The sequence below is a fragment of the Nostoc sp. ChiSLP03a genome, assembly GCF_034531215.2.
In the GTDB taxonomy this organism is placed as follows: domain Bacteria; phylum Cyanobacteriota; class Cyanobacteriia; order Cyanobacteriales; family Nostocaceae; genus Nostoc.
In genome coordinates this window covers 1-17442 of sequence record NZ_JAVRBQ020000020.1, presented here as the reverse complement: position 1 = coordinate 17442, position 17442 = coordinate 1, and the positions used below count along the sequence as shown (strand labels likewise).

The window sequence follows — 17442 nt, the reverse complement described above, 5'->3', positions numbered from 1 at the left end:
AACCGTAGGGTAGACATTCCTAGTCTTGAGTCCCCAGAGTCCTCTAAAAAAGGGACGAGATTTGGGTAATATAAAGTAGCTATCTTTTCTGCATTGCAGATACTGAAAGAACAGCTTTCTTTGTTTTACCCGTTGGAGATATTTCTATGCTGACTTTAAAAATCGCTGTTTATATAGTTGTTGCCTTCTTCGTAACTATCTTCATCTTCGGATTTTTATCGAACGATCCAGCTCGTAACCCCGGCCGTCGGGACTTAGAGTAAAAGGGCGATAAATCATCCGCGACTTTGGAAGGCGGAAAATACTAAACGCCACGGAAACTTACTAAGCGAAAATTTAGTAAGTTTCTTTCTCCAAGTAGCTTGCTGTAGGTAGCAGAAGGCGACAGTCGGAAGGCAAAATGTATGTTTATCCTTCCTTTTGTCATTTGGCTGTTTGTTAGCCCGATTTTGCTCGCTTATGCTTCATCCAGTTCTGCCACCTAATCCGCCTCCTATCGTTGAATCTTTACAACCTGTAAATCCCGCCTCATCTGCTAGTCATAAAAAGTTTCTTTCAGGTGTAGATACTGGAATACACAAAAAGACAGACAAATCCAAGCAGCCCAAGAATTTGGCTCAGTCGGCAATTTCGGGTAACACTAAGAGCGATCTTTTATTGTCAACTCCGATCGACTCAACTCAAGATTGCTTGGTAGTTGCTGAAACTTCTTCTGTACCTCATTCACCAGAAACCTTTCCACCAGAAAGTTCCCCACTCCCCGGTTCTGCAACTGCTGGGCTTTTGGGGCAGCCGCTGGTTGTTGGTTATCCCACGCAAGAGGTTACAACCTCTAATCGCCAAGTTAAAAAAGACACAAAGACAAGTCCGAGCGTCGAACCCCGCCACTCGGAACTTCTGATGTCGGCACTGCGCAAACGGGAGATGCAAAGAAAAGTCGAAGCGGAGGCTTCAGACCAAAATGCAAAAGATGAGCCTTCTCAAAAACTCAGTCAGCGATCGCTAAATCTAAACTCTAATGGTGGAGCAAAACCAACCTTTTTGGACTCTTCTAGCTTTACTTATAGAGTTTCTCCAAGTCCACTTGTCGCCCAATCTCCACGCCCTCCTCAAATCGCCCCAGCTGTCACCAACAGTAACAAGTTAGACAAATCCAAAGCAGAAATTTTAGCTGAGAAGTTAACTCAACAAAAACAGCAACGCGATCTGACTGCACAACAGTCTCTAAAAAAAGACAATATCTCTTTATCTGCTGCCGATCTTGCACCGAGTTCTCAATCAGTACAAAATCTTATAACATTTAAGTCTCGTAACCCGACAAACAAACTCTCAGCGCCGATAACTGTAGAATTTAAGTCCCCATTCCAGTCACAAGCTCAAGTACCAACGCCTACACCACAAGTAAATACCACTCAGCCACAAGCTCAACCATCTGGTACAACTGCACCAGCTACCACACCGCCAGCCGGGCCAAGAACTGTAGAAGTAACTTCAGATCGGCAAGAGTATGACGAGAAACAGCGAATTATTACAGCTGTAGGTAATGTAGTTGTGCGATTTGATGGGGCAGTGGTGGATGCCGATCGCTTGCAAGTTAATTTGGACAACTTGATCGCTGCGGGTGAAGGCAACGTCACCTTAACACGGGGGGATCAGATACTACGCGGACAACGCTTTACCTATAACTTCGTTCAAGATCGTGGAGAACTGGAAAATGGTAGAGGAGAAATTTACGTACCCTCAGCCCAAACAGATTTTGCTTTTTCACCCACAGCTATAAGTGCTGGTGGAGTTTCAAGACTTCCGCCTAGCGATCGCATTCGAGCCAATCAGCCCCTTTCCGGTGTGAGTAGCCCTGGAGGAATTAATGTGACATTTGGTGGTCAGTCAGATGCTAGCAACATCCCGCGATCGAAAACAGGGGGTGTAGTCAATCGGCTCAGGTTTGAAGCTGAACAAATTGATTTTTATCCGCAAGGCTGGCAAGCAAGCAATGTCCGCATCACCAACGATCCTTTTTCACCCCCAGAATTAGAATTACGCGCAGATAAAGTAACTTTGACGCGAGAATCACCTTTGGTAGACCGCATCAGGACACAGCGACAGCGTTTGGTATTAGATCAAAAAGTCTCCTTACCAATTCCGTTGAATGAGCGTACTATTGACCGCCGAGAGCGGGACGCTTCACCTGCAATAGTCTCCCCCGGCTACGATGGAGAAGATCGGGGTGGTTTGTATATTGAGCGTGGCTTTCCACTAATCGATACAGAGCAAACACGCTGGACGATAACGCCCCAGTTATTATTACAGAGAGGTGTGCAAGAAGGTGTAGGTGACTTAGGCTCACTGTTTGCTGTGAAGACCAAGATAAATTCTGTTTTGAGTCCACGGACGATAATTCAGGGAAATGGGGAATTAACTAGTTTTAACTTGAATGACGTGGAAGATAATTTGCGGGTGAATTTAGGATTGCGTCAGATATTAGGCACTTCTCTTCCCCACACATTGAATGTGCAATATAACTACCGCAATCGTCTCTACAACGGTACTTTGGGTTTTCAAACTGTCCAGAGCAGTTTTGGCGGCATTATTACCTCTCCGGTGATTCCTTTAGGAAAAAGTGGCATCAACCTCAACTACCAGGCAAGTGCCCAGTATATCGATGCCAACACCGATCGCCTAGACTTGCTAGAACCAGTGCGGGAAAACAATCGCATTTCACTTGGTCGTTTACAAGCCAGTGCGACTCTCAGTAGAGGGCTGTTGCTGTGGCAGGGAAAACCATTACCACCCACTGCCAGTGAGGGATTACGATACACCGCTACTCCTGTAGTTCCTTACTTGCTAGCGATCGCTAGCCTCACAGGCACTACCAGCTATTACACCAATGGTGATAACCAAAGTACTCTAACTAGTACAATTGGCTTACAAGGGCAAATTGGCCATTTTTCCCGACCTTTTTTCGACTATACCGCCTTTAATGTCAGTTACTCTCAAGGCTTAAATAGCGGATTATCACCCTTTTTGTTTGACCGCTCCGTTGATAACAAAGTATTGACCGCTGGAATATCACAGCAAATCTACGGCCCTTTTCGCTTAGGCTTTCAAACATCTGTTAACTTGGATACTGGTAAGGAAACTAGCACCGACTACATTTTGGAATATAGCCGTCGCACCTATGGCATCACCTTACGTTACAATCCGGTGTTGGAGTTAGGCGGCATCAGCTTCCGAATTAGTGACTTTAACTGGGGTGGCGGCACCGATCCATTTTCGGAAGTTAAGCCAGTAGTGAACGGCGTGCAACAGGATAATTAGTCTAAGGACTAGGGAAGATTTGACAGGCGATCGATCTCACAATTAGTTAATGCCGCGCTAGGTATTCTCAAGCTGGCATAGTCGCCGCTTAGTTGAACGTCTGATGGTGGTTGATGTAGGGTAACACAGCATCTATGAACTGCGGCTTGGTATTCTCGCCATTGCCTACGGATTGCAATACTTGCAACATCGTTACCTAAGTCGGAAAATTTTAGCCCCGCTCGCATCAGCCAAGATTCTACGTCAGTTGTTTCACCAACTATTTCTGGAATGGGATTAATCTTTTTCATGAGTAATATCTTATACGTGTATTCTCAATTACTCATTTAACTTTAAAAGAAACTATCAATACTAGCCAATATCATTTTTTATTAAAATCATCAATAAAAATTATTCATACCTGAATAGAATACTCAGGTATGAAAGAATGAATTACGATTACGGCTGGTAAACAGCATTGCTTTAGCTTGTGAATAGGCCGTTTTCTAGCTAGTAATTACTAGAAGCGATAGCCTAATCCGGCTTGGAAGCTGACAGCATCAGCATCACTATTTCTGTAGGCGTCAATACCCCATTTAGTATCGCCGTAGGCAATGACATTTTTGCTAACTTCTGATTCAACACCAAGGGTAATTACAGGTGAATTCCGATTGCCCAATGGAGTTTTTTGACCTTCGTCAGTTACAAAGGAATAACCACCACCGAAGTAAACGTTAGTATTTTTGGCGATGGGCGCATCATAAGTCACTATGGGCATAATTGCAGCAGCATCACCACCATACAACACAGAACCTCGCAGTGAAACAGGGGCATTGGGTACGGCGTATCGTCCTTGAATATTACCACCAATTTGTGCTTCATCGTTTCCTTGTCCGCCACTGGTTGCACCAACAGCGACACCAGCACCGATGTAGTTACCGTTAGTACCGTTAGTACCGTTAGTAACTGCCGTTTGAGCAGATGCAATGCCGGCTGAGAGGACAATGGAAGCAACAGCAAAGAAAGAGGCAGCTAATTTTGTCAGTTTCATAAAGTTATTCTCACTAGAGTTAGGTAAAATCAATCTTCTCTAGTACTAGAATCTCTTTTTTTACAAAATGTAACCTCACGCACCTGGTTCACCCAAGTGGCTGAATTATTTCTCACCCACCTGGGTGTAACAACTGAAATATTTAGATATAGCAAGGGACTGGGGACTGGTGACTGGGGATTGGGTGAAAAGTCTTGTTGTGTCTAAGTTTTATCATCTGTTAATGTCCTAACCACGTTGGCTTGTGCTATAACAGTTATTTCTTCAAAAAGCGCTGACGTAGACGAGAGATAAAAATATTTACCTCTGGTATTTTCAGCCAGGAAGCGATCGCCGCAAACACCGCAATTCCCACGAAACCAGATATACACAATTGCAACACCAAAATCAGTAAACCCGTTTTACCTAGCAAGTGCTGGGAACCAACCAAAGTCCCATAGCTTGCGACCCCAGCAACTACGCTACCGCCAGCCAAACCCAGAATCGGCAAACTCCACTCGCGCCAAGGTAAACCATTGAGTTTGCGATCGAGCAACCATAACAGCATTAACATTGAGCTACAATTTACACCCACCGTTGCTAATACCAAACCGGGAGCGCCAAAAGGTTTCACGAAAAACCAATCTAATATAATGTTGAGCAAGATGTTAAAAATACTGATGCGAAAAGGTGTCTGTCCATCGCCTAAAGCATAAAATACCCGCACCAAAACATCACGCCCCAAATAGACAAACATCCCAATTCCGTAAGCGACTAGCAAAGATGAAACTAGCTGTGTGGCTTCTGGCTTGAAAGCACCGCGTTCATATACCACCTGTACAATGGGTACTGATAGCGACACCATCAATGCCCCTAGCGGTAACATGGTAAAAGCAGTGAGTAGGAGTCCTTGGCGAATCCGTAACTTTAAGTCCTGCCAATTTTCGGGGCTAGATAGTTTGGCAAATATCGGTAATAAAGGCAGTAAAATGATATTAGAAATAATCCCCAAGGGAGTTTGGACTAATAGATTGGCATAGTTAAATCCTGCCGCCGCACCAGGGATAGGACTAGCAAAATAAAGGTCAGTGGCAACATTGATTGGCATCATTCCAGAGGAAACTGTTGCCGGAGTCATGATTTTGATAACTTCTTGAACGCCTGGGGATTTAAAATCAAACCGCAGGCGTAATGTGCCTAATCCTAATCGCCACTGGACGATTAGCTGCACTACCCACTGGAGAATTGCTCCTGCCAAGGTTCCCCAAGCTAAGACCATTCCCCCGATTAAAGCGTATTCCGGTTTAATAATGTTTTTGCCCAGTTGCATCGCCAAGATCGCAAGACCGCCAACAACGGTAATACTGGATAATAAAGGGCTAATGGAGAGTAACCAATATTGATTGGCTGTATTGAGAGTACCAAAGCCAATGCCAATTAAACCGGCAAATAAAGCCATTGGTGCCATAATGCGGAGTTGTTGAATAGCGATCGCTCTGGTTGTTTCTTCCAAACCATGACCGACTAAATCAACGATCGCATCTGCAAATAGAACTTGAGCCACTGTCACCAGCAACAGCAATCCAGCTACCAGTGTTGTCACGGTTTCCACTAAAGGAGCCGCTTCTTCTCGTCGACGCTTGGCTAAAACGCTGACGAGCGCACTGTGTAATGGCCCATTTACGCCACCGAGTAAAATCAATAGAAAGCCAGGAATAATATAGGCATAACTATAGGCAGTAGCAGCAGCACCAACACCAAATGCGGCAGCGATCGCTTGCTGCCGCACTAAACCGAAGACTTTACTAATTAATGTGGCTACGGCAACAATGCCAGCAATTCCAGCGAAAGAACGAGAGGGTTTTTGATCTTGTTGTGTCACGAATAATACCCGACAACTCTAGCAGAGTGCATACTTTAAAACATTTAACCTGAAATTCCGCAGTCTGTCAGGTAAATTTTGACAAATTAGTAATTTTAAATGCCTACGCCAACGGCAAAGGCAAAGCGATGTCTACGGTAAATGCTCGCCTACGCTCAAAATTAAATTCCTGAATTGCTATAATACAGCGAATTACAAGTTAGTTAGATCGCGATTTCAAAGGGGTCAGACCGATTTTCTGATTTGCCCCGACAACACTAACTTAGTGACAGCCCTGCTTAAGTTTGTAGTGAATATACTCAAAGAAACTTTGCGCTCCTCTGTGTTTCAAATTAAACCCTCAATTGACGACGAATTTACACAATTGCGTACTTAGTTATCTCCTCTATTGTGTACAAGCCAAAATTATTTTTTAATCCATTACAAGGATAGATCGAGAAAGGGGAACTATAACAATAACCATCTTCTGGGAAATAGTTGAACTAGGGATTGGGGGATTGGAGACTAGAGACTGGATATCGGGCGAGATTTGAATCCCAAACAAATCTTACTCATATTTTATTCCCTAGTACCCAGTACTCAGTCCCAAAGCGCCCATTCGTCCCTGCCCCAACAAGTTGCTATCCATCTGAAATTGGTGAATCCTGGACACGGCCAGTTGAAGACTGTAAAACTTTGCAGTTTGTCATATTTTTGACACTTGTTAACCCCATGAAGTTTGGTGTGAGGAACCCTTGTATAAAAAACAAAATAATCCAGAGCAATGGAACCCAATTCAAATTTCACAGAAAATCAACTTCTTTTATCAAGCGCTCAACTTCAAGAGCAACTAGAGCAACAAAAAGCTCTGGCGAGTGTCATTGTCCGAATTCGGGAATCTCTTGACTTAGAAACAATTTTTCAAACGACTGTTAAACAAGTGCGTCAGTTACTAAATGCCGACCGAGTAGCAGTCTTCCAGTTCGACCGCGAACAAAACTGGCAGGGAGAATTTGTTTCTGAAGATGTTGCAACTGGCTGGAACTCAGCAATGGCAATAAAAGTTTATGACCACTGCTTTGGAGAACAATTTGCTTCTAGTTATCAACAAGGTAGAGTGCAAGCAGTAGCAGATATTTACAATGCGGGACTGAGTGATTGTCATCTGGAAATTTTGAGCAAATTTCAGGTGCAGGCCAACCTCGTTGTCCCTCTATCGCGGAAAAAGGAACTGTGGGGATTGCTTTGCATTCATCAGTGCAGTGAGACTCGTGAATGGAAAGAATCGGAAATTGAGTTTATTCGTCAAATTGCTGACCATCTTATTGTTGCGATTCAACAAGCAAAGCATCTTCATGAAGTCAAATTGCAAGCTGCAAAATTGGCTCAAGCAGTTCAGCGCGACCAAGTAATAGCTAAAATTGTCGATGAAATTCGCTCGCCCCTTGATATTGAAACTATCTTTAAAACCACAACTCAAGAAATACGCAAGCTGTTGCAAGCTGACCGAGTTGCCATCTTTAGCTTCAATCCCGATTGGAGTGGTAACTTTGTTGCTGAATCATTTGCTGAAGGTTGGACTCCTTTAGTTGGTCTTCTACCTGCGATCGCTGATAGTTATTTACAACAGACGCAAGGTGGGCGTTACGTTCACAATCAGACTTTTATAGTTAATGATATTTACCAAGCTGGCTTAACAAACTGTCATGTAACTCTCTTGGAACAATTCCAGGCAAAAGCCTTTGCTACTGCCCCGATTCTCCAAGGAGATCAACTTTGGGGAATCATCGCTGCCTATCAAAATGCCTCACCCAGAGAGTGGCAATCTTATGAAATCGAATCACTGACCAAAATCAGCACACAAATTGGTGTAGCAGTGCGACACCATAAGTTGCTGGCATACGCTCAGTACCAAGCAGAGCAACAAAAAACATTAACTAGCGTGATTACTCGGATTAGGGAGTCCCTAGATTTAAATACAATTTTCCAAACTACTGTCACCGAGGCCCGGCAAATGCTGCAAGCAGACCGAGTGGCAGTCTTTCGTTTTGACCCGCAAAAAGATTGGGAAGGAGAATTTATTTCTGAAGATTTTGTGCCTGAGTGTAACTCGGTAATGGCAGAAAAAGTTTATGACTATTGTTTCGGAGAAAACTTTGCACCCCTTTACGCCCAAGGTCGAGTAAATGCGATCGCTGATATTTATCAAGGAAAGTTCCCCGGTTGCTACGTCCAAATCCTAGAAAAATTTCAAGTACGGGCAAATATGGTCGCACCTCTATTGAAAAAAGGTGAACTTTGGGGATTGCTGTGTATTCACCAATGCACTGCTCCTCGCTACTGGCAACCTTCTGAGATTGAATTTGCTAGTCAAATCGCCGAGCAATTAGGAGTTGCATTAAAACAGGATTCTTATTTAAAGCAAGTTCAAATGCAGGTTGTCCAGTTAGCAGAAGCCACTGAACGCGAAAAAGCAATGGAACGTCAAGAACTACTGGCTGCAACTATTGATAAAATCCGCCAGTCACTCGATATTAAAACTATTTTTAGAACTACTACTCACGCTGTGCGAGAGTTACTCGAAGTTGAGCGAATTGCAATCTACCGTTTCAACCCGGATTGGAGCGGTAAATTTGTCGCAGATTCTTTTAAAGATGGTTGGAAACCAGTTGCACAAACCCAACCAACGATTATAGAAACTTTTGAGGATACAGACGACGATAACGAACTTCCGCGTAACGAAACCTTTGTGCCGATTCGGGAAGGTGAAAAATTATGGGGATTATTAGTTGCTTATCAAAATTCGCAACCACGTTATTGGAAAGAAGAGGAAATTAATTTACTGGCTCAAGTTGGAGTGCAATTAGGAATTGCGATTCAGCAAGCAGAATTACTCGAACAAACTAAACGTCAAACCTTAGAACTTACTCAGACTCTGCAAGAATTAAAACAAACTCAGACCAGGTTAATTCAGGGTGAAAAAATGGCAGGATTAGGACAACTACTTGCTGGAGTTGCCCATGAAATCAACAATCCTATCAGTTTTATTTTTGGCAATCTTATTCATTTAAATGAATATACTCAAGAACTGCTCAAGGTAGTGAATCTTTACCGTCAACACTCTTCAATATTGCCAACTATCCAAGAGCAAATCAACAAGAGTGATTTGGACTTTATCATCGAAGATTTACCGAAAACCCTTGAGTCTATGAAAGTAGGAACAGAGCGGATTTGTGATATTGTGCTATCACTGCGAAACTTCTCTCGTACAGATGAGGCTGAATTAAAGCCAGTAGATATTCATGAAGGGTTGGATAGTACTTTGTTAATTTTAGGGCATCGCCTCAAAAATAATAACGATCGCCCAGCAATTGAGATTGTTAAACAATATGATAGTTTACCTTTGCTCGAATGCTATCCCGCGCAATTAAATCAAGTGTTTATGAATCTTTTGAGTAACAGTGTTGATGCATTAGAGGAAAAATTTAACACTATACAGCAAAGGTATTTGAAATTATTACAGACGTGTCCGAGAATACCCTTGACTATCTGGATTAATACGCAAGTCATTAATAACCAGGTTGTAATCAGAATAGCTGATAATGGTCTGGGGATTCCAGAAGAGGTGCGATCGCATATATTCGATCCCTTCTTCACTACTAAAGCACCAGGTAAAGGTACGGGGTTAGGATTGTCTATTAGCCATCAAATAGTAGCTGAGAAACATCATGGTCAGATGAAATGTTCCTCTAAACCAGGAGAAGGAACAGAGTTTTTAATTGAAATTCCCATTGATAATTAGAAGCTACTGATTTTTGACAATCTCAGTCAATTTTAAATAGGGGAACCAGGATAAGTAGAGGTTTCCTCCGTTCCCCGAAAGCATCATAACAGACTAATGCAGCACCACCTGAATCAATATAATAATTTATTTTCTTTAGAGTTTAGGATCATTTTTTGGGATGCGATCGCAGAGTTGATGTTGAGAAAGTGGCAGAATTGGTATAAATAGGTACTAATTTGCAGCGAGAAAACTTTTGATTGTCTTAACTATTTCTTGTTGCTCTTGAAACCCAGAATTAAAGAACCCAGAATTATAGGAACCAATTAAAGATACCCTTTCACCAGATTTTAAGATTAAGATAACTCGAGTATCTGTGCTATCTTCACCATAATTAAAACTTTTAACTTTAATATCAACAACTTCATTTAAGGAATACACCAAAATTACTTTTCCCAATATCCCAAACCATTTATAGCGGCTGATACCTAAACTATTTGACTCTTTATCAAAATTAAAGTCTATAAATGAACCTGACGCTATAATTAATAAACCTAATAATAGGCAAAATATGGTTATCCCAATTGCAGCGTAGCCGACTAAAGTATCATCTTGCTTAACTACTAAAGTTTTTTCTAACGGTTGTGCTAAGAAATTTTTAACTTTTAATACTATCAACTCTGCTTCTTCGGAAAAATAATCACTGTAAGTAGTTCGTCTAAACGGAAGGCTTTCTGTTTTAGTTAATAACTGAACTTGATATTGATATATTATTTTTCCATCTCGATCAGTTTTAGTTTGTTTTTCTAAACGACTTCCAATTAATCCAGAAATTTGTTTTTGGCTTTTTTGATGACCAAAAAAATAAAATTCTATCAGTTGACATATAATTTTTGATGACTTTTGCTCAATATTTTAAGTATCTATATTTTGTAAAACATGGTTACAATCAAGTTGTGTAACAGGTATAAATATAAAAATAGCATATAAATAAATTATACCTATTTGTCCAAGAAAGAACCCAATAAATCTAAGTAACTTCGGCTGAACAATAAACCTAAGCTTATTTTGTGTTTGCTCATAAATTTGTATATTTTTATCTCTAATCAAATCCCAAATTAAAATCAAATCGATAGCGAATAATACATAGTTTAATAAAGAATTTGTATTTTCCATTTTTTCGCAAAAATGTCTCTATTTTATGCTCAACGCTGGGATTCTTCACTTACAACCCAAACTATCTCGCGTTGACATACCCGTAACCGGATTTACCCCATCGGCTCTTTCACACAGCAGCGACACTTGATAACGGTCAATTAAAGCATCGGTAAAATCAGCACCAGTCACATCAGCATCATAAAAGCGGCTACGGGTCAAAGTAGCTTCAGTAAAGATGGCATTTTTCAGGTTAGCACCATCCATAGTGGCGCGATCGACTAAAGCGCCGCTCAAGTTCGCATCTTCCAAATTTGCCTTTAATAAAACTCCTTTAGTCAGAATTGCGTTGGTTAAATTCGCTCCTTGAAAATTTGTCCCCCGCATTTCTGCTGCGACAAAAGTTACACCTGCCAAATCAGCATGAGAAAAGTCACGATTTTCTAAATTTATATTGTTGTAATTAATTGTGTTTATCTGAGCAAAAGCCGGTTTGGGATTAAGTATTATCCACCCAAATGCTAGTAGCAAAATTACAATCAAACCCAAAAAGCGCAGTAAAATCTTTTTCATAACTTTATTATTTATCAGTAGTCCGTTGTCATTAGTCCTATCTTACAAAATCTGAGCGAAGGTTTCCTCCGCTCAGATTTTACGCTTTGTGATTTAACCAATGACTAATGATTAATGACTCTTGCCTATTTCCAATCTTTCCCAATGCGGATTGTCAGGTCGGATTCTAAATCACCAATAGCAGACACTTCGATTTGACCCAAGCCTAAGACTTTTTGCAAATCAGCCCCAACTCGTCGGTTGCCTTTTTGGACAATAATCTGAGTTTGACGTTGGGTATCTGGCCAATCAGGCACTTTGTAAATATTATTAAAGCCTTTCTGTTTAAGATAAGCAATAACTTTTTCAGTTAGCTGAGGTTGATTAGAAGCATTTTGAATAGCAATTTTGAGGTTAGGAACCTGACGCATATCTGGCTTTAGACCAGGTACATTTACCCCAACATAATCATTCAACAGGCTCTGTTGTCCAGTCATATTCAGCCAATAGCTATCGGGGTCTTTGCTAAAACGGCTAAAGGTACCAGGCAACACAGTCATTTGGAAATTATCTCGATCTAGGTTAAGTCCGAAATTGACCAACGCCATCATTTCTTCCATCTTCAGGTTGGTATCAAAATATTTTCGCATTAAGCGAGTTAATTGAGGCAACCTGGGTAAGATGGTGGGACTATTTAAGCGTTGCAGCAGGGCAGCTGTTAGTGCTTGCTGACGCTGCACTCTCGGTAAATCTCCCAAACCTGGTTCGCGGAATCGGGCAAACTGTTCTGCTTGTTCGCCATTAAGGGTTTGCCAACCACTGACTAAATTAATCGATAGCCGACTGCTGGAGTCTTTATATTCCATTGATTGGGGAACAAAGACTTCTACTCCGCCTAACTGATCGACTAACTGCCGTAAGCCACTGGTAGAAATACGGATGTAACGATCGATTGGGGCATTATTTAAGGTACGGCTAACTACCCGTGCTGCTAAGACTGGGCCGCCTTTGGCATTGGCATCAGATACCTTAGTTAATCCCTTTTCTCCCTTTTCGGGGATGGCAATCATTGTATCTCTGGGAATGGAAAGCACTCTTACAGATTTTTCACTAGGATTAAGTCGTACCAGCAGCATGGAGTCGCTTTTCCCGGCAAAGCTTTCTGGTGAGCCATCAACGGTACCGCTGACTGGTTCAATCCCCATGATTAAAATATTCATCGGACGTGAAAGCTTGTACTGGGAGAGTTTACCCCATAACTCCCCTGGTAATGGGATTTTTACTTCGTCTTTAGCAGCAGTTCCTAAATCGTCATCTGTTCGATCTAGATTGCTCCATAAAGGAGTCCACAGCGCTAACGTTGACACCAGCAGCCCAGATAAGATGATGCCAATGACAACCGTCATGAACCATAACAGCCATCGAGGCATGGTTAAGCCCAGTCTCTCAGAAAGCTGATTCGGAAACGCGCCCACAGATTCGATGACGCTACGGTTCGGATTCGCTGGCTGCTTTAGTTCGACCTCCTCCTCTGAGTCGGCTACTGGTGCTGGTGTTACTTGATTTTCTGTCCGTTGAATTTGCGACGATCGCACGTCACTTTCAAACTCTACTACTTGCTCAGACGTAACCGGATTTTCCGACCATTCGACTTGTTTTATCACAATTATCTCCCCACTCAACCACTCCCTAAAAGTATGTTAATCCAAGCTACAAATATTGCCAGTGGAAAAGCTCACTGTAAACTTGTAATGTTCTTCGGTAGGCGTGTATGACAACATGAATACTTTATTGTTCCCCGTAATCCTAGCTGGTGGTAAAGGTGAACGTTTTTGGCCCCTAAGCCGCAAAGACCGACCCAAGCAATTTTTAAGTCTTGATGGTAGCTCTAGAAGTCTATTACAAGCAACCGCCGATCGCTTGTTAGCACTCGGAGGAAGTTGGGATTCCCTGTGGGTAATCACTTCTAGTCAGATAGCTGAAGGCATAAGACAACAACTACCCAATCTACCAGTTGAAAACTTGCTGATTGAGTCGGAAGGCAGAGACACCGCCGCCGCCGTTGCTTGGACAAGTTTAGAAATCAAACAGCGCTATGGTGAAGACGCTGTGATTGGCTTTTTCCCTGCTGACCACTGGATTGCTGACCAAGAGGCGTTTGCACACACATTAAATGCAGCTACGCAACTGGCAACAAGCACAGCAGCGATCGTTACACTGGGGATCAAGCCTACTTTTCCATCAACTGGTTACGGCTACATTGAACAAGGTGAAAAAATAGGTAGCTTTAATGAGTTGCCAGCTTATCACGTGAACCGTTTTACTGAAAAGCCCGACCGAGAAACGGCAGAGACTTTTTTATCTACGGGACGTTTTAGCTGGAATAGTGGAATGTTCGTTTTTCGGGCAGGGGTTGTTCTCAAGGAACTACATACCCATGCTCCAGAAATTATCGAACCTTTAGAACAACATGGCCCTGATATCTATCCCCAGTTGCCTAAGAAGAGTATAGACTATGCGTTAATGGAAAAGACAACTCTAGCATACGTTTTGCCAGTTGATTTTGGTTGGGATGATTTAGGAGATTGGAATGCGATCGAACGCTTACTGAAAACGGAAGAGACTCCCAATGTGGAACTTGCTACTCACGTAGGTATAGATACGCAAGGGGCGATTATTTACGCCTCAAATCCAGAAGATGTAGTTGTTACTATTGGTTTAGAGGATGTGGTGATTGTGCGCGATCGCAATGTCACCCTCGTTGTCAAAAAAGAACGTACCCAGGAAATCAAGCAGATCCTTAAAATTATCCAAAGCGATTCCCGATTTACCGACCTGCTATAAAAGTTAGAACCCTTGGCAGAGGCGAAAAAGTCTGTTTTCCCATTATAACTTGACAGTCTATTATTTTATCTGACAGTTATGGACATTATTAGCTTTGAGCCTCTGGCCAAGACAATGGCAATCGATTTTATTACTGCCTATCAAAAATACATTTCTCCGTCCAAAGGATTTTCTTGTTCCCATCGCTTATTACACGGCGGGGATTCCTGCTCAAATTACGTCAAACGGATGCTGAACGAACAGAAGCTCCACCAAGCCGTACAATCATCCATAAAAAGATTTCAAGATTGTGCCGCAGCTAGCAAAACTTTAACAAGCACCAAAACTAGAACCGATTTCCGTTGTATTGTCATCCCCTGCTGTCTACCTCTTTAACTCCTCTGCCTTTTTGCAGTTTTTTACAAAAATGTTCCTCACCCAAACTGTTCCCCGTCAACGAGAAATTCTGGAAGTCTTCCTTCGCAATGGCTGGGACTATATGCGAAGGTTACTTACTGGTGGCAAAGCTGATGAACCCCAGTTGCCGACACCTGCGGTTTTAAAAAATATTCTGGTAGACTTGGGCCCAGTTTACGTCAAACTTGGTCAGTTAATGTCTACCCGCCCTGACTTACTGAGCGCTTCCTATATTGAGGAATTGTCAACTCTACAAGATGAAGTACCACCAGTTCCTTGGTCAGAGATAGAAATAATCCTCCGCAAAGAATTAAAACGTCCGTTAGCAGAAACCTTCAGCACAGTTAATCCGATTCCCGTAGCAGCCGGATCGATTGCCCAGACACATCGAGCTACACTAGCAGACGGTCGAGAAGTCGCTCTAAAAGTGCAACGTCCAGGAATCGATCTGACTATTGCCCAAGATATTGCTTTAATTCAAGGTATTGCCGATTTAGTGGCGCGGACTGATTTTGGGCAAACCTACGAAATCAAATCCATTGCCGAAGAATTTACCAAAGCCTTAGAAGCCGAGTTAGATTTTACACGGGAAGCGGGTTTTACAGACCAACTGCGGCGCAACTTATCTAAAAGTCGCTGGTACGATCCCACACAAATAGTGGTTGCGGAAATTAACTGGGAATTGACCACACCAAAGTTACTGGTAATGGAATGGCTCGATGGAGTACCATTCTTGGCGGCGGATTTGGATAGTGACCCCAATGTTAAAGATCCTGCCGAAAAGCGTAAAGAAATAACTACTTTATTATTTCGGGTATTTTTCCAGCAACTATATATTGATGGTTTTTTTCACGCCGATCCCCATCCAGGAAACTTGTTTTATCTCAAAGATGGTCGTGTTGCCCTCTTAGATTGTGGCATGGTGGGAAGACTCGATCCCCGGACACAGCAGATATTAACAGAGATGTTGTTAGCGATCGTTGATTTAGATGCTCAAAGGTGCGCTCAGTTAACTTTACAGCTATCAGATTCTGCTCAACCAGTGATTTTGTCGCGGTTAGAAAATGATTACGATCGCATGTTACGTAAGTATCATAATGTCAGCCTCACACAAATAAACTTCAGTCAGATAATTTACGAAGTTTTACAAGTTGCCCGCAACAATAAAATTAGGTTGCCTAGTAATATGGGTTTGTATGCCAAAACCCTAGCAAATTTAGAGGGTGTGGCGCGGACATTCAACCCAGAGCTTAATTTTTTTGATGAAGTCAAACCATTAATTACAGACTTGTTTCGTCGGCAATTACTGGGTGATAATCCAGTGCGATCGCTATTACGGACAGCCTTAGATATTAAAAGTCTGTCTCTCCAATCTCCTCGCCAAATCGAACTATTATTAGACCGAGTTACCTCAGAGACCTTACAGTGGAATCTATCACTGCGGGGTTTAGATGGTGTACGGCGCACTATGGACGATGCCGCTAACCGACTATCTTTTAGTATTTTAGTGGGTTCGCTGATTATGGGTGCGGCAATTATTTCCACCAGAGCGCAAACAACTCAGCTATCTTTTTTAAGCAGCATTCTGTTTGCAGTCGCTAGTTTATTGGGTTTGTGGTTAATTATTAGTACATTGCGATCGGGACGTTTACGGTAAAATCATTTTGAATTTTAGACTTTGAATTGAAGGAAAAATCTAAAATTAAAAATTTAATGACCGACATTCCTTGATGGTACAAGCCCCTAGATTCATGTATGGAGTTAATCTAAAATCTAAAATCTAAAATTCCCAAGCCCCTAGATTTATCTATGAAGTCAATCCAAAATCCAAAATCTAAAATCCAAAATTGTCTGACTCATACCGTTTAGATTTTTAGCGAAAAAACAGCGATCGTCAAACAGACAACCAACAGGCAAAGCTTCTGGACTGGGTTGGCTACCAGCAATAGGGAAAAAATCGATTTGAGGAAGCGAGCGATCGCCAATTACCTCTGATACCAGCTGGTTGTAAGTTAGAAAGCATCAGTTAAAAAACTTGAGTCATCGACTTAGTACCCATTCTGACAGCGAAATTGTACTTCATCTTGATGAAGAGTTTAGCATCGAATGTTTGCAATATTTGCGGGGTGAATTCGCATTTATCTTGTGGGATGAAACGAGGCAGGTTTTTTACTGCCCGTGATCGCTTCTGTATTAAGCAACTTTTCTATACAACGGTCGGTAACACGCTTTATTTGTCGTCAGAAGTCAAAGCGCTATTTAGCGCAGGCGTTTAGCTTGTCAAAAATATTACTTATTCTCTGAATTTTTGACAGTCTGATTCACTCTTGCTTAGTCTGGTAGTTTCTATAACTGATTGATAAATTTAAATTAAATCTTGTTAGATATAGCAACCGCCAATGCGGTTAAGCCGCTGTGTGAAGCACAGCTTCCATCGCATCTCTCAGACAGCCAAATTGAATTATTTGCTTACGAATTCGGCTTTTTAACCATGACCAACATCGCTCAATTTTGTTAAGCTCGGGG

Annotated in this window: 12 protein-coding genes and 2 pseudogenes; 7 read left to right on the top strand and 7 right to left on the bottom strand. The window is 42.0% G+C overall.

The window, feature by feature from the left end; translation table 11 throughout:
* Nucleotides 1-146: 146 nt before the first annotated feature.
* Both RMY32_RS02610 and RMY32_RS02605 read left to right on the top strand, forming a co-directional pair.
* Nucleotides 147-263, top strand: coding sequence for a photosystem II reaction center protein I (locus RMY32_RS02610; protein WP_041566417.1), 117 nt, complete (start codon nucleotides 147-149; stop codon nucleotides 261-263).
* 196 nt (nucleotides 264-459) lie between these two features.
* Nucleotides 460-3318: a DUF3769 domain-containing protein gene (locus RMY32_RS02605; protein WP_322713966.1), complete on the top strand. Its 2859-nt coding sequence runs from the start codon at nucleotides 460-462 to the stop codon at nucleotides 3316-3318.
* 8 nt (nucleotides 3319-3326) lie between these two features.
* On the opposite strand, the gene RMY32_RS02600 is transcribed toward RMY32_RS02605, so the two are convergent.
* The 3 genes from RMY32_RS02600 to murJ all read right to left on the bottom strand — a co-directional run bounded on the left by RMY32_RS02600 (nucleotide 3327) and on the right by murJ (nucleotide 6209).
* A complete protein-coding gene (locus tag RMY32_RS02600) occupies nucleotides 3327-3608 on the bottom strand; it encodes a hypothetical protein (RefSeq protein ID WP_322713965.1) in 282 nt (93 codons plus the stop codon).
* A gap of 209 nt (nucleotides 3609-3817) precedes the next feature.
* Complete coding sequence (locus RMY32_RS02595) at nucleotides 3818-4348, bottom strand: hypothetical protein (protein ID WP_322713963.1); 531 nt, start codon at nucleotides 4346-4348, stop codon at nucleotides 3818-3820.
* 256 nt (nucleotides 4349-4604) lie between these two features.
* Nucleotides 4605-6209 (bottom strand): murein biosynthesis integral membrane protein MurJ, encoded by a 1605-nt coding sequence (gene murJ / locus RMY32_RS02590; protein WP_322713962.1) that lies wholly within the window; start codon nucleotides 6207-6209, stop codon nucleotides 4605-4607.
* A 763-nt stretch (nucleotides 6210-6972) separates the two neighbouring features.
* Between murJ and RMY32_RS02585 the strand changes: the two genes are divergently transcribed.
* A complete protein-coding gene (locus RMY32_RS02585) occupies nucleotides 6973-9990 on the top strand; it encodes a GAF domain-containing protein (protein ID WP_322713961.1) in 3018 nt (1005 codons plus the stop codon).
* Between the two features lie 213 nt (nucleotides 9991-10203).
* Here the strand turns inward: RMY32_RS02585 and RMY32_RS02580 are convergent, their stop codons facing one another.
* From RMY32_RS02580 to RMY32_RS02570, 3 genes are all read right to left on the bottom strand, one after another.
* Complete coding sequence (locus RMY32_RS02580; RefSeq protein ID WP_322713960.1) at nucleotides 10204-10647, bottom strand: hypothetical protein; 444 nt, start codon at nucleotides 10645-10647, stop codon at nucleotides 10204-10206.
* 543 nt (nucleotides 10648-11190) lie between these two features.
* A complete protein-coding gene (locus RMY32_RS02575) occupies nucleotides 11191-11697 on the bottom strand; it encodes a pentapeptide repeat-containing protein (protein ID WP_322703928.1) in 507 nt (168 codons plus the stop codon).
* 125 nt (nucleotides 11698-11822) lie between these two features.
* A complete protein-coding gene (locus RMY32_RS02570; RefSeq protein WP_322703927.1) occupies nucleotides 11823-13340 on the bottom strand; it encodes an LCP family protein in 1518 nt (505 codons plus the stop codon).
* A 115-nt stretch (nucleotides 13341-13455) separates the two neighbouring features.
* Between RMY32_RS02570 and RMY32_RS02565 the strand changes: the two genes are divergently transcribed.
* From RMY32_RS02565 to RMY32_RS02550, 4 genes and pseudogenes are all read left to right on the top strand, one after another.
* Nucleotides 13456-14520 (top strand): mannose-1-phosphate guanylyltransferase, encoded by a 1065-nt coding sequence (locus tag RMY32_RS02565; RefSeq protein WP_322713959.1) that lies wholly within the window; start codon nucleotides 13456-13458, stop codon nucleotides 14518-14520.
* A 78-nt stretch (nucleotides 14521-14598) separates the two neighbouring features.
* Nucleotides 14599-14895: a membrane protein insertion efficiency factor YidD gene (gene yidD / locus RMY32_RS02560; protein WP_322713958.1), complete on the top strand. Its 297-nt coding sequence runs from the start codon at nucleotides 14599-14601 to the stop codon at nucleotides 14893-14895.
* Between the two features lie 31 nt (nucleotides 14896-14926).
* A complete protein-coding gene (locus tag RMY32_RS02555) occupies nucleotides 14927-16573 on the top strand; it encodes an AarF/ABC1/UbiB kinase family protein (RefSeq protein WP_322713957.1) in 1647 nt (548 codons plus the stop codon).
* A 375-nt stretch (nucleotides 16574-16948) separates the two neighbouring features.
* A pseudogene (locus RMY32_RS02550) lies at nucleotides 16949-17192 on the top strand (asparagine synthetase B); the annotation flags it as partial.
* A 129-nt stretch (nucleotides 17193-17321) separates the two neighbouring features.
* Here the strand turns inward: RMY32_RS02550 and RMY32_RS02545 are convergent.
* Nucleotides 17322-17442, bottom strand: a pseudogene (locus RMY32_RS02545) (IS630 family transposase); the annotation flags it as partial.

Excerpts from the sequence above, each read along its gene's own strand:
- RMY32_RS02610 (WP_041566417.1), top strand. The coding sequence starts at position 147 with ATGCTGACTTTAAAAATCGCTGTTTATATAGTTGTTGCCTTCTTCGTA.
- RMY32_RS02605 (WP_322713966.1), top strand. The coding sequence starts at position 460 with ATGCTTCATCCAGTTCTGCCACCTAATCCGCCTCCTATCGTTGAATCT.
- RMY32_RS02600 (WP_322713965.1), bottom strand. The coding sequence starts at position 3,608 with ATGAAAAAGATTAATCCCATTCCAGAAATAGTTGGTGAAACAACTGAC.
- RMY32_RS02595 (WP_322713963.1), bottom strand. The coding sequence starts at position 4,348 with ATGAAACTGACAAAATTAGCTGCCTCTTTCTTTGCTGTTGCTTCCATT.
- RMY32_RS02585 (WP_322713961.1), top strand. The coding sequence starts at position 6,973 with ATGGAACCCAATTCAAATTTCACAGAAAATCAACTTCTTTTATCAAGC.
- RMY32_RS02575 (WP_322703928.1), bottom strand. The coding sequence starts at position 11,697 with ATGAAAAAGATTTTACTGCGCTTTTTGGGTTTGATTGTAATTTTGCTA.
- RMY32_RS02565 (WP_322713959.1), top strand. The coding sequence starts at position 13,456 with ATGAATACTTTATTGTTCCCCGTAATCCTAGCTGGTGGTAAAGGTGAA.
- yidD (WP_322713958.1), top strand. The coding sequence starts at position 14,599 with ATGGACATTATTAGCTTTGAGCCTCTGGCCAAGACAATGGCAATCGAT.
- RMY32_RS02555 (WP_322713957.1), top strand. The coding sequence starts at position 14,927 with ATGTTCCTCACCCAAACTGTTCCCCGTCAACGAGAAATTCTGGAAGTC.